General features: G+C 35.6%; 13 protein-coding genes. 9 read left to right on the top strand and 4 right to left on the bottom strand.

Annotated features, from left to right (window positions below; translation table 11 throughout):
* Positions 1-85: 85 nt before the first annotated feature.
* The gene (locus H7U22_RS15225; RefSeq protein WP_187072197.1) at positions 86-463 is read right to left on the bottom strand and encodes a GxxExxY protein; all 378 of its coding nucleotides are present in this window, start codon (positions 461-463) and stop codon (positions 86-88) included.
* 300 nt (positions 464-763) lie between these two features.
* On the opposite strand from H7U22_RS15225, the gene H7U22_RS15220 reads away from it, so the two are divergent.
* Positions 764-2,542 carry a DUF885 domain-containing protein gene (locus tag H7U22_RS15220; RefSeq protein WP_187072196.1) on the top strand — a complete coding sequence of 593 codons (1,779 nt, stop codon included), beginning with the start codon at positions 764-766 and terminating at the stop codon, positions 2,540-2,542.
* A gap of 66 nt (positions 2,543-2,608) precedes the next feature.
* On the opposite strand, the gene aspS is transcribed toward H7U22_RS15220, so the two are convergent.
* Positions 2,609-4,354 (bottom strand): aspartate--tRNA ligase, encoded by a 1,746-nt coding sequence (gene aspS, locus H7U22_RS15215; RefSeq protein ID WP_187072195.1) that lies wholly within the window; start codon positions 4,352-4,354, stop codon positions 2,609-2,611.
* Positions 4,355-4,489: 135 nt separating this feature from the next.
* On the opposite strand from aspS, the gene H7U22_RS15210 reads away from it, so the two are divergent.
* Both H7U22_RS15210 and H7U22_RS15205 read left to right on the top strand, forming a co-directional pair.
* On the top strand, positions 4,490-4,819 hold the full coding sequence (locus H7U22_RS15210; RefSeq protein ID WP_187072194.1) for a type II toxin-antitoxin system HigB family toxin: 330 nt from the start codon (positions 4,490-4,492) through the stop codon (positions 4,817-4,819).
* A 1-nt stretch (position 4,820) separates the two neighbouring features.
* Positions 4,821-5,177 (top strand): helix-turn-helix domain-containing protein, encoded by a 357-nt coding sequence (locus tag H7U22_RS15205; protein ID WP_187072193.1) that lies wholly within the window; start codon positions 4,821-4,823, stop codon positions 5,175-5,177.
* A 2-nt stretch (positions 5,178-5,179) separates the two neighbouring features.
* Here the strand turns inward: H7U22_RS15205 and H7U22_RS15200 are convergent, their stop codons facing one another.
* Positions 5,180-5,584 carry a hypothetical protein gene (locus H7U22_RS15200; RefSeq protein WP_187072192.1) on the bottom strand — a complete coding sequence of 135 codons (405 nt, stop codon included), beginning with the start codon at positions 5,582-5,584 and terminating at the stop codon, positions 5,180-5,182.
* Between the two features lie 468 nt (positions 5,585-6,052).
* Here H7U22_RS15200 and H7U22_RS15195 point away from each other — a divergent pair, with 468 nt between their 5' ends.
* The 6 genes from H7U22_RS15195 to H7U22_RS15170 all read left to right on the top strand — a co-directional run bounded on the left by H7U22_RS15195 (position 6,053) and on the right by H7U22_RS15170 (position 10,802).
* Complete coding sequence (locus H7U22_RS15195; protein WP_379017624.1) at positions 6,053-6,562, top strand: RNA polymerase sigma factor; 510 nt, start codon at positions 6,053-6,055, stop codon at positions 6,560-6,562.
* Positions 6,555-7,082 (top strand): hypothetical protein, encoded by a 528-nt coding sequence (locus tag H7U22_RS15190; RefSeq protein WP_248284766.1) that lies wholly within the window; start codon positions 6,555-6,557, stop codon positions 7,080-7,082. The genes H7U22_RS15195 and H7U22_RS15190 overlap by 8 nt, the downstream gene beginning before the upstream one ends.
* Before the next feature lie 153 nt (positions 7,083-7,235).
* On the top strand, positions 7,236-8,525 hold the full coding sequence (locus H7U22_RS15185; RefSeq protein WP_248284765.1) for a hypothetical protein: 1,290 nt from the start codon (positions 7,236-7,238) through the stop codon (positions 8,523-8,525).
* 73 nt (positions 8,526-8,598) lie between these two features.
* Positions 8,599-9,153: a TlpA family protein disulfide reductase gene (locus H7U22_RS15180; protein WP_187072190.1), complete on the top strand. Its 555-nt coding sequence runs from the start codon at positions 8,599-8,601 to the stop codon at positions 9,151-9,153.
* A gap of 131 nt (positions 9,154-9,284) precedes the next feature.
* Positions 9,285-10,061 (top strand): TerC family protein, encoded by a 777-nt coding sequence (locus H7U22_RS15175; RefSeq protein WP_187072189.1) that lies wholly within the window; start codon positions 9,285-9,287, stop codon positions 10,059-10,061.
* Between the two features lie 108 nt (positions 10,062-10,169).
* Positions 10,170-10,802, top strand: coding sequence for a Pr6Pr family membrane protein (locus H7U22_RS15170; protein WP_187072188.1), 633 nt, complete (start codon positions 10,170-10,172; stop codon positions 10,800-10,802).
* On the opposite strand, the gene H7U22_RS15165 is transcribed toward H7U22_RS15170, so the two are convergent.
* Positions 10,799-11,689 carry a bestrophin family protein gene (locus tag H7U22_RS15165; protein ID WP_187072187.1) on the bottom strand — a complete coding sequence of 297 codons (891 nt, stop codon included), beginning with the start codon at positions 11,687-11,689 and terminating at the stop codon, positions 10,799-10,801. The genes H7U22_RS15170 and H7U22_RS15165 overlap by 4 nt on opposite strands.
* Between the last annotated feature and the right edge of the window lie 31 nt (positions 11,690-11,720).

Below are 11,720 nucleotides of genomic sequence, written 5' to 3'. Positions count from 1 at the left end.
TCCATGATCTGCGGGAGAATAATAATTTGCTAGAAAAATATCTCCCGCTGATTTCGCAGATCGACGCAGATTTTACAACGCATAATTACAGGCCGTTAACTTTTCGATGAATCGAATCCTTGATATCAACGGTGTTAAAGTTAACGAGCAATCCTAATCTTAAACCCGAAAGCTTTAAATAAGTTAATACCTGTTTATGATGTACAGGTGCCAAAGTTTCAACAGATTTTATTTCAAGAATAACCAACTTATTTATCAATAAGTCTATCCTATAACCTGCATCGAGTTCAATATCATTAAAAATTATCGGCAGCAGGACTTGCCGTTCAACATTCAAACCACTATCTGTTAGCACATGTGCTAATACTGCTTCATAAGCAGACTCTAATAGTCCTGGGCCTAGTGCATTGTAAGTTGTAAAGATTGCACCCCTAATTTGATAAGAAAGATCGTTTTCATCCATTTGTTAAAATTATTAAAGTCTTATGAGGATGATTATTCCAATATAGGTAAAATGAATGGTAAGCGATTTACAGATTTACACATTCTATAATCTGCGAAAATCTCCATGATCTGCGGGAGAATAAAATGCTACTAACCGACATGAAGTTCCCGCTGATTTTCGCTGATCACGCAGATAAAAGGAGATACTACAAAACTCTAATGATTTTAGAAAAAAAATCTGCAAAAATCTCCTTGATCTCCAAGAAGTAACAAAAACAATCTGATTTTTACTATTTTTGATTAACCTAAACCAAACCTAATGAAGAAAATCCTTCTTTTCGCCACTTGCATTTCTGTATTGATGGCTTGTAAACAAAAAAGCAAATCCGAAAATAATGTAGAAAACAAAGCCTTCTCTGCACTTTGCGAAAAGTATTATCAAGACGGATTAAAGCTAAATCCACTTTCGGCGACGTACATTGGCGATGAACGTTATAACGACCAATTGGCGAATGATGGATCACAGGCGTTTATTAAAGAATATAGAAATTTCAATCAGCAGTATTTAGATAGCTTAGGTAATTACGATAGAGAAAGTCTTGATGCAAACGACAAACTATCATTTGATTACTTAAAGGATCAATTAAGTATGAACATTGAGGGTTTGAAATACCATTCAGAATACTTGCCATTTAACCAAATGTTTGCATTGCCTTTAACGATTGGTCAGCTAGGTTCGGGAACGGGAGCACAGCCTTTTAAAACGGTTAAAAACTACGAAGATTGGTTAAAGAGGGTTTCGGCATTTTCGATTTGGGCAGATACCGCGATTGCCAATTTTAAAAAAGGAGCAAGTTCGGGTATTGTTCTTCCAAAGGCATTGGTGGTTAAAATGATTCCACAAATGCAAAGTATGGTTGTGGCGTCGCCAGAAGAAAGTTTGTTTTATGGGCCAATAAAATTATTGCCAGCAAGTTTTTCTTCAGTAGATAAACAAAAGCTGACTGAAGAATATCGCAATGTGATTACAACGGTAATTATTCCAACGTATAAAAAATTGGGAGATTATTTGCAGAACGAATATCTGCCAAAAGCGAGAACCACGTCGGGTTATTCTGCAATGCCAGGAGGCTTGGAATGGTACACTTATTTAGTAAAACAGCAAACTACTACCAATAAAACACCAGAAGAAGTTTATCAAACAGGTTTAAAAGAAGTAGCTAGAATTAAAGGCGAGATGGATAGCATTAAAAATCTGGTTGGTTTTAAAGGAGACTTAAAAGCTTTCTTTGAGTACATGAAAACAGATAAAAAATTTATGCCTTACAAAAATCCGAAAGAAATTTTAGATGCTTTTGAAAATATTCATCAGCGGATGAAACCGAATTTGAAAAAGATGTTTGATCATGAACCCAAAACGCCATTTGAAATTCGCCAGACGGAAGCTTTTAGAGCAGCATCTGCAAGTGCAGAATACAATCAAGGTTCTGCAGATGGGAAACGTCCAGGAATATTTTATGTTCCAATTCTGGATGCCACTAAGTTTAACACCACTTCGGGTATGGAATCTCTTTTCTTGCACGAAGCAATTCCTGGTCACCATTACCAAATTTCCTTAACTCAAGAAAATACACGGCTTCCAAATTTTCGCCGTTTTGGTGGACATAACGCTTATGTAGAAGGTTGGGCTTTATATTGTGAATCTTTAGGTAAAGAACTTGGCTTATATCAAGATCCTTATCAGCACATGGGCGCACTGGGTGATGAAATGCACAGGGCCATTCGTTTAGTTGTTGATGTAGCCATCCATACCAAGAACATGAGTAGAGAAGAAGCTATAAAATATATGATGGACAATGAAGCCATAAGCACGGAAGGTGCGACGGCAGAAATTGAACGCTATATGGGCATTCCGGCACAGGCATTAGGCTATAAAACTGGTGCAATGAAAATAAGGGAGCTCAGAACCAAATATGAAAAAGAACTTGGAGCCAAGTTTAAATTAGCGGCTTTCCATACAGAAGTTTTAAAAGATGGGTCGTTGCCGTTATCTGTTTTTGAGGCAAAAATGGATGTTTGGGCAGAAAAGCAGAAATAATTTAAAAGAAAACACTTCACCAAAGTTTAATTAAAATTGGTGAAGTGTTTTGATAATTTTTATCGATTATAAATCAGTTTTGATTTTTAATTCTTTGAGTTGTTTATCATCAATTGTACTTGGACTATCAATCATTACATCTCTTCCCGAATTATTTTTAGGGAATGCAATTACATCACGGATTGAATCTAAACCTGCAAAAATTGAGGTTAAGCGGTCAAATCCAAATGCGATTCCACCATGTGGAGGTGCGCCAAATTCGAAGGCATCCATTAAGAAACCAAATTGTTTTTGAGCTTCTTCGGTGCTGAAACCTAAATGTTTAAACATTAAAGCCTGTAATGCTCTATCGTGAATCCGAATAGAACCGCCACCAATTTCAGTTCCGTTAACTACCATATCGTAGGCATTAGCACGAACGTTTTTAGGATCGGTATCTAGCATTGCAATATCTTCTGGTTTTGGAGAAGTAAATGGGTGGTGCATTGCATGGTAACGTTCCGTTTCTTCATCCCATTCTAAAAGTGGGAAATCCAATACCCAAAGGGCAGAAAATTTATTTTTATCGCGTAAGCCCAAACGGTTACCCATTTCTAAACGAAGTTCGTTTAATTGCTTACGAACCTTATCGGTTGAACCAGCCATGATTAAAAGCAAATCGCCTTTTTCGGTTTCAAAAGCCTCGCTCCATTGTTTTAAATCATCTTCGTTAAAGAATTTATCTACTGATGATTTGATTGTGCCATCATCATTATGGCGGGCATATATCAATCCTGTTGCACCAATTTGTGGTCGCTTTATGAAATCTGTTAACTCATCTAATTGTTTACGTGTATAACCTGCAGCACCTTTTGCATTGATGCCGATTACCAATTCTGCGTTATCAAAAACAGGGAAACCTTTGCCTTTTACTAAATCGTTAAGTTCTACAAATTGCATTTCAAAACGGGTATCTGGTTTATCAGAACCATATAAGCGCATTGCATCAGCATACTGCATTCTTGGTACTTCAGGTAAATCGTAATTGCGAACTTCTTTAAATAACGTACGAATTAAGCCTTCGAATGTATTTAAGATATCTTCTTGTTCGATGAATGACATTTCGCAATCTATCTGAGTAAATTCAGGTTGACGATCTGCTCTTAAATCTTCATCTCTAAAACATTTTACAATTTGAAAATATCTATCAAACCCAGAAACCATAAGCAATTGCTTAAAAGTTTGTGGCGATTGTGGTAAAGCATAAAACTCACCAGCGTTCATCCTGCTTGGCACTACGAAATCTCGAGCACCTTCTGGTGTAGATTTTATTAAAACAGGAGTTTCTACTTCTATAAAATCCAAAGCATCTAAATAACGGCGAACAGATTGTGCCATTTTATGACGAAGAACCAAGTTATTGCGAACGGGGTTCCGGCGTAAATCCAGGTAACGATATTTCATTCGCAACTCATCACCACCATCGGTTTCATCTTCAATCATGAATGGAGGTAGTTTTGCTACATTTAAAATTTCTAATGCAGAAACTTTAATTTCTACATCACCAGTAGACATTTTTGGGTTTTTGTTACTGCGTTCTACAACTGTACCTGTTGTTTTAATTACAAACTCGCGACCTAATATACGTGCTGCTTCGCAAAGTTGACGATTATCATCCATGTTAAAAACAAGCTGTGTAATACCATAACGATCGCGGATATCAATAAAAGTCATACCGCCCAAATCTCTTGATTTTTGTACCCAACCACACAGAGTTACACTTTCGCCTAAGTTACTGAGGGTAAGTGCACCACAAGTTACTGTTCTTAACATATTATATTGTAAACTAAATTAAGCGGCAAAAATACCGATTTTGTTTTAAAGTTAATGAAATACGCAAAGCTTTTTAAAGCGTTGCTATAAAACATTAAATGTTTGCATTTTGAAAACTTTTGTTATATTTGATTGATGAAAATTTTGGTAAAGAAAACCATATTGTACTATGTAAAAACATATCCATTGGCAGAAATACCACTATCGGTCTGGTTTAATGAATTTAGCAAAATACAGATTCATAACTTTAATCAGCTAAAAAGCTTTTATGGAAATGCCAGTATTGTAGCAAACAACAGAGTGGTTTTCAACATCAAAGGGAATGATTTTAGGTTAGTTGTTTCCATCAATTTTACACAACAAGCCTGTTATGTTATTTGGTTTGGAACACATCATGAATATGATAAAATAGATGTTGAAACAGTTGCATTCGACACTAAAATTTTAACAAGTAAAGAAGTATAATATGAACTGGAAAATATTAAAAACCGAATCAGATTATAATAAAGCATCAATGAGGTTAATGGAAATTTTTCATGCTGAACCCAATACGCCTGAGAATGATGAATTAGAATTGTTGATCGTTTTGATTAAGGATTTTGATGAAAAAAATTATCAATTGCCTGAGTTAGATGCTTTAGAAGTGATCAAATTTAAGATGAACGAAATGGGCGTTAAGGCAAAGGATTTAGAGTCCATTATTGGCAGTAAGGGCCATGTGTCAGCAGTTTTATCAGGCAAAAGAGATATCACTTTAAAAATGGCGCAGAAGCTAAAGAACTATTTTAGCATCCCTGCCGATGTGTTTCTTCACTCTGCTTAGCATTAATACTTTTCCTCTAAAACCACCTCAACCGCTATTACTTTCCATTCGCCTTTGATGTTTTTCCAATCGTAAATTTCTTCGGTTTGGATGGTTTGCTTTTTAGACAAAATCAATAAATTAGGCTTGATGATAATCGATTTACGAGCAATTTTTTCGGTAAAAATCTCCTCCTCAAAAGCTGATTTAATTCTATACTGACTTGTCTCGTAGCGCTTAACCGATTTGAAAAATTTGTTCAGATCGTAAATAAAATCTCTTTTGTTCAGCGTTTTTCCTTCTGCTGAGGTAAACTGCAAACCATCATCAAAGAACAAAGCATAAGTTGTAGCATCTTTATTTTCTAAGGCTTGGTTTGCTTTTGTATGTAGCTCGTTTATTACTGAAGTGATTAAATCGATTTCCATGGCATGAAGTTAATTGTTTGTTTCCTGTTTTCAAATTTATGATGAAGTGAGCGTAGGTTTTCCATAAGAACGGTTTTGCGATGGAAAGGTTTAGGTTTATAGCGATTGACCTCAGTTTAATAAACCCGATTGGTGTGGAAATACTTTTGATGTACATCCCTTAACAAAACCGATAACACTCACAAAAGATTGCAACGAAAGCGGGACTGAAATAGCCTTAATGCTTCTAAAGCTGCTTTTCTAACCCCCTAAATCCCCTAAAGGGGACTTTTAAAATCAACAGCCAATTATTCCGCAAGACATAAACGATAGAAAGGCAAAGTCCCCTTCAGGGGATTTAGGGGTTAATTTAAACTTTTTTTCTACCTTGATGCAACGTTTTAAAATCCCTGATGTCTTATAATCAGAATATTCGAAATTTTGGAAGCTGTTTACATCGATAAAAACCTAGAATTAGTAAAAGAGTGCATGCAGGGAAGCCGGGCTGCGCAGTTTGAATTGTACAAGCTGTATGCTAAGGCGATGTACAATGTTGCCTTGCGCATTCTAAATTACGAAGAAGAAGCTGAAGATGTTTTGCAAGAATCGTTTTTAGATGCCTTTACCAGAATTGTAGATTTTAGACAGGAAACCACTTTTGGATTATGGCTGAAGCAGATTGTTATTAATAAATCCATCAACTATCTGCGCAAACGTAAGTTCGAATTTGTGGGTACAGATGAGATTTCGGAAATACCTGATGAGGTTAGTGCAGATGATTATGAAGTAAAATTGCAGGCTGATGAAATTAGAAATGCAATTACGGAGTTACCCGATGGTTATAGAGTTGTGCTGAGTTTATATTTATTGGAAGGTTACGACCATGAAGAAATAGCGCACATTTTAAAAATAAGTGAAAACACAAGTCGCACGCAATATATGCGAGCCAAAAAGAAGTTAAAAAGTATTTTAGAACAGAAAGGGATGAGAGATGAATAATAGATTAGAAACCTTTGTTAAAGAAAACCGCAGATCTTTTGATGCTTTTGAGCCATCTGCAGGGCTTTGGGCAAAGATTGAACTTGAATTAGATAACAAAAAGAAAAAAAAGCCAATAAAGCTGTACTTATGGATGAGTGCAGCGGCAGCTATAGTTGTTGTTTTCGGTTTAGTTTGGCTGTACGCAGGAAGAATGCAAAACAGAGATTTAGAAATCGCTGATGTAAATTCAGCTTATGCTAAAAAGGAAGGCCATTACGCTGGTTTAATTACCGAAAAGAGAGATAGCTTAGCAATTTTTGCATCTGCAAATCCAGATTTGTATAAAAAGTTTACCTCTGATTTAAGAAAACTGGATGAAGATTACGAGCGCTTAAAAGCAGAGCTGCCAAATACGCCAAACCAACTTTATGTGGTAAAAGCAATGGTGAAAAATCGCGAAATCCAACTCCAATTATTGAAACAACAATTAATGATTATTAACCAAGTTGACGATTATAAAAGAGTTAATCAAATATAATTAAGCAGAAAGACTAAAGGGAAAAGACCAAAGCGCTTGAATCAAGCTATGCTGTCTTGATACCTTCTACTAGATCCAAAATTACGCTCACCACATTTAATCGCTAAAGCCGGTCGGCAGGTTTTTAGCAAAAAATGTTAACAATTAGCAAACATGAAAACAATAAAAATATTCTTGGCCATTATGGCTTTCATCGCCGTAAAAACCTCTGCCCAGCAGGTGGTAGTGATAAATAATCCATCAGAAAGTTACGCAGTAAATACTGTAGTATCTTCCTCTGTAAATGCATCCGTTAGTGTAACCTCAACGGTACAGACTGGTAGTGATGCCGAACGATCTAAATCTTTCAGTAAAAGTTTTAGTGTAGATAATAATGATAAGGTTAATTTGAACAATCAATACGGAGCCATTGTAATTAAAACTTGGGATAAGAAAGAGGTTCGCGTCGATATCGATATCAAAGCTTACAGTAATTCGGAAAACGATGCTCAAAAGTTAATTGATGATGTATCGATTGACGCCAATAAAACCGGCGATGTAGTTTCTATTAAAACAAATATGGGCGAAAAGAATGGCCGTTATGGTCGTGGGGTTAAAAATGGCGTAACTACTTGGAGAAGAGAAGTTAAGGTTATTTATACGTTATACATGCCTGCGATTAACCCATTAACCGTACAACAGCAATATGGAAATGTTGATATGGGCGATTTCTCTGGGCCGACATCTTTAAAAGTTCAATACGGAAACCTTACTGCGGGCAATCTAAGTAACGCCAATAATTATATTAATGTTCAATATGGTAAAACTACCGTTCAAGATTTAAATGCTGCAATTGTGAAGCACGAATATGGTGGCGGTGTAAATATTGGCTCGGTAGGTACAATAGAAATCTCTGCAGAATATGTTCCGGTAAACATTAATACCATTAGAAAATCGGCAGATATTAAAGTTGAATATGGATCGGGTTTAACTGTTGGCAATATTGGTGGCAACTTGTTGCTGCATACAGAATACGCAAAAATCAACATCAATAGTGTAAAAGGGAATACGGTAATTCAGCAGGGATATGGCAGTTTAACTATGGCAAATGTGGGCAAGCTGGCGCTGAAAACCGAATATACAAATGTGAGTTTAGGCAATTTAAATGGCGATGCAAATATAGATATGGATTACAATAGATTATCTGTTGCGGAGATTACGCCAGCCTGTAAAAACTTCACCTTTAATGGCGAATATGTTAGTGTTGGTTTAGGTTTTGCAAATAATTATAATGCTAATTTTAACCTTTCAACGTCTTATGCAGGGTTCAAATATGGCTCAAATGTTTCGTCTTCGCAAGTAAGTAAAGATGATGAAACGAAGAAATATTCTGGTAAAATTGGAAACGGAGGTTCTGCAAATGTTTCCATTAAAACAGAATACGGTTCAGTTACTTTTAAATAAAAATTTCCAAGCTAAATAACTAATGAAGTCTTGCCAGCATTTGGCAGGACTTTTTTTATCTTTAGCCTTCTCCATGAAAACTTATATAGTCACTTTCCTTCTATTAGCGACCTCATTTTTTGCCAAAGCACAGGATGCTCCAGTAAGATGGGCAACACAAGAAACATTTTTTGAAGACTTGGTTGGGAAAGATTTACCAGACTTTAAAGGACTAACTGTAAATAAAATCTCTTTTAAAAGAGAGGCATTAAAAAACGAGATTGTCCTTATTAATTTCTGGTTTGAAAAGTGCCCACCTTGTATAGCAGAAATGCCTGAGCTGAACAAACTTGTAGATAAATACGCTAAACAAAAAGTAAAATTTATTGCAATTACTTACAATTTGCCATCATCGGCCAAGCGTTTTCAAAATCGTAATGGTTACAAATATGAAGTTGTAAGTTTAACAAAAGAAGAGCTTCGAAAACTGAATATTAATCATGGTTTTCCATCAAATATTTTAGTTGGCAGGGATGGTAAAATCTTATATGCAACGGCAAATATCTCTTTTTCTGATCCTGATTTTAAAGCAAAATCTATTTTGCTGGAAGAAAAATTAAAAGCAGAGATCGAAAAATCGGGTCATTAGAATCATTTCTCAATTTGAACCTTTGAGATATTTGGTTCTAGCCTAAATGTAAACCTCCAAACTAATTAGAGCAAAAACTGTTCAATAAATCAGTTGCCTTTTATATCTTCGCCTTATCAGATAAAATAATTATGGATTTTTTAAGTACGCCAGAAGCCTGGATTTCTTTGCTAACGCTTACCGTTTTAGAAATTGTATTGGGCATAGACAATATTGTTTTCATCTCAATTCTTTCAGGAAAACTTCCAGAAAACCAGCAGAAAAAAGCCCGTCAGTTGGGTTTAGGTTTGGCAATGATTACCAGAGTGCTTCTATTATTATCTTTAAGCTGGGTAATGACCTTAACCTCTCCCTTATTTAACTTAGGCAGTTGGGTGGGAATAACGAGTGGCGACTGGTTCGAGAAATTGGCAATATCTGGTCGTGATTTAATTTTGATTGTTGGCGGATTGTTCTTAATCTATAAAAGCACTCACGAAATTCACAATAAATTGGAGGGTGAAGAAGATTCGGAAGGGAATAGGAAAGCGCATTCGTTTTGGCCAACCATTGTACAGATTTTAATTTTGGATGTTGTATTCTCTCTCGACTCGGTAATTACGGCCGTAGGGATGGCAGAGCACATCGAAATTATGATTGCAGCTGTGGTAATTGCTGTAATTATTATGATGATTTCTGCAGGCTCAATTAGCGGTTTTGTAAATAAACACCCAACTGTGAAAATGCTTGCACTTTCATTTTTGCTCCTAATTGGTGTTTCGCTTTTAGCAGAGGGCTTGGATCAACATATCCCTAAAGGTTACGTTTATTTCGCTATGGCTTTCTCTGTATTGGTAGAGATGTTAAACCTAAAAATGAAAAAGAATACCAAAAAACCAATTAAATTAAGAAATACACCTAATAGTTAGTTTACGCTATTAGCGTTTAATTTAATTTTGTTATATATATGCTTATCTTAGTTTTAGGTAAGCATATTTTTTTGTGCTTAAAGTTTCAATCATCCTCAATATCAATTTATGAATTCTTTAACCGGCAGAAAGGTATTTATTATGCTTGCAGCGCTAATTGCATGGTTCGCCATCAGCCTTCAGTTTAATGTAAGCCTAAAACTATTTAATGGTGATTACTCTGCAACGCTTAAATTATTCTTGTCTTACTTTACCGTAACCACCAATATAATTGTCGCACTGTGCTTTACAACTTTATGGCTTTTTGAGGAAAGTTCACTGGGTAAGTTCTTTGCAAAATCGACAACCCTAACTGCAATAACCGTTTATATTACAGTGGTTAGTTTAGTTTACAATGCGATTTTGCGTGGTTTAGTTTCTCCTGTAGGCTGGGCAAGAGTAGCTGATGAAATGTTGCATGTAGTTGATCCATTAATATTTATTGCCTTCTGGATTTTCTATGTAGACAAGACTAAACTGGAATACAAAGAGGCAAAAATTTGGATGATTTACCCTTTGCTTTATGTTGTTTTTGTGGTAATCCGAGGCGCTATAGTTGGACAATATCCTTACCCATTTATAAATGTAACTGATCTGGGCTATCCGAAGGCCACCATAAACGCAATCGTAGTTTTAATCATTTTCTATCTGCTATCTCTGTTTCTCATTTTTATTGGGAAGAAAGTTACGCACAAGGATTAAAGAATATATTCGTCATTTATAGGTTTAACAGGCTCCGGAATTTCATCTTCCTCAAGCATTTGTAAGAGATTAATTTCTATTGTACGGGTAATTTGATTAAGCGGAACACCTGCAGAATTATTTTCAAAGGGATCTACCAAACTCATCCCGTTTATTTGGGTTGATACAAATACAAAGCCGATTAACCAGCCTAAAAAGATGGAAGCGATACCTGCCGATTGGCTAATAACCAATGTAAAAGTAACCACAAATAGCCAGATAAAAACTTTGGTTAAGTAAGTATATGTTGTTGGGAAAATGGTATTTTTAATTCTTTCACTCATGCCCATCGAATCAGAAAAGCGGGTAAGCATCTCATTTATTTCGATAAATCGAAAACCATCAATTGCATTAGATTTTGATAATTTCTGCAAATCTCTAGATTGGATATTTAAGAGTGCGTTGTGCTTATTTTTATGTTTATCCATCTCTTTCATATCTTCCTCACTTAAATATTTGATGTAAATTTCATCTACAGTACCCCATAAATTTGCTTTCAAAGCATACAAGAAGGCAATGTGGCGATAAACCATTCGCTTAATTGCTTCATCATCCTTATCTACATAATTAATTAAGTTTCTGGCAAATGAACGGGAATCGTTTACCAAAGCACCCCATATTTTACGAGCTTCCCACCATCTATCGTAGGCTTGATTGTTATTGAAACCAATAAAAAAGGCTATGGCAGTTCCTAAAACCGTTGGAATGATGGATGGAATTTCGAAATGATGGGCAATTAAATATTCTCTTACTAAATATGCCACAGTGCAGGATGCAATCATAATTAAATCTACCTGCCAGGTGTTTCTTAAAATTCTACTCAGTCTAATATTCTGTATTAAAAGCATAAATTGGGATTAACAATTGAACATACAAAAG

It is taken from the genome of Pedobacter fastidiosus (assembly GCF_014306625.1).
Classification (GTDB): domain Bacteria; phylum Bacteroidota; class Bacteroidia; order Sphingobacteriales; family Sphingobacteriaceae; genus Pedobacter; species Pedobacter fastidiosus.
The sequence above is the reverse complement of the archived record's forward strand: the minus strand, read 5'-3'. Positions and strand labels throughout refer to the sequence as shown.

Bases quoted from the DNA above. Each gene is read 5' to 3' on its own strand.
- H7U22_RS15180 (WP_187072190.1), top strand. From the start codon at position 8,599: ATGAAAACTTATATAGTCACTTTCCTTCTATTAGCGACCTCATTTTTT.
- H7U22_RS15185 (WP_248284765.1), top strand. From the start codon at position 7,236: ATGAAAACAATAAAAATATTCTTGGCCATTATGGCTTTCATCGCCGTA.
- H7U22_RS15170 (WP_187072188.1), top strand. From the start codon at position 10,170: ATGAATTCTTTAACCGGCAGAAAGGTATTTATTATGCTTGCAGCGCTA.
- H7U22_RS15175 (WP_187072189.1), top strand. From the start codon at position 9,285: ATGGATTTTTTAAGTACGCCAGAAGCCTGGATTTCTTTGCTAACGCTT.
- aspS (WP_187072195.1), bottom strand. From the start codon at position 4,354: ATGTTAAGAACAGTAACTTGTGGTGCACTTACCCTCAGTAACTTAGGC.
- H7U22_RS15190 (WP_248284766.1), top strand. From the start codon at position 6,555: ATGAATAATAGATTAGAAACCTTTGTTAAAGAAAACCGCAGATCTTTT.
- H7U22_RS15210 (WP_187072194.1), top strand. From the start codon at position 4,490: ATGAAAATTTTGGTAAAGAAAACCATATTGTACTATGTAAAAACATAT.
- H7U22_RS15225 (WP_187072197.1), bottom strand. From the start codon at position 463: ATGGATGAAAACGATCTTTCTTATCAAATTAGGGGTGCAATCTTTACA.
- H7U22_RS15165 (WP_187072187.1), bottom strand. From the start codon at position 11,689: ATGCTTTTAATACAGAATATTAGACTGAGTAGAATTTTAAGAAACACC.
- H7U22_RS15195 (WP_379017624.1), top strand. From the start codon at position 6,053: ATGCAGGGAAGCCGGGCTGCGCAGTTTGAATTGTACAAGCTGTATGCT.
- H7U22_RS15200 (WP_187072192.1), bottom strand. From the start codon at position 5,584: ATGGAAATCGATTTAATCACTTCAGTAATAAACGAGCTACATACAAAA.
- H7U22_RS15220 (WP_187072196.1), top strand. From the start codon at position 764: ATGAAGAAAATCCTTCTTTTCGCCACTTGCATTTCTGTATTGATGGCT.
- H7U22_RS15205 (WP_187072193.1), top strand. From the start codon at position 4,821: ATGAACTGGAAAATATTAAAAACCGAATCAGATTATAATAAAGCATCA.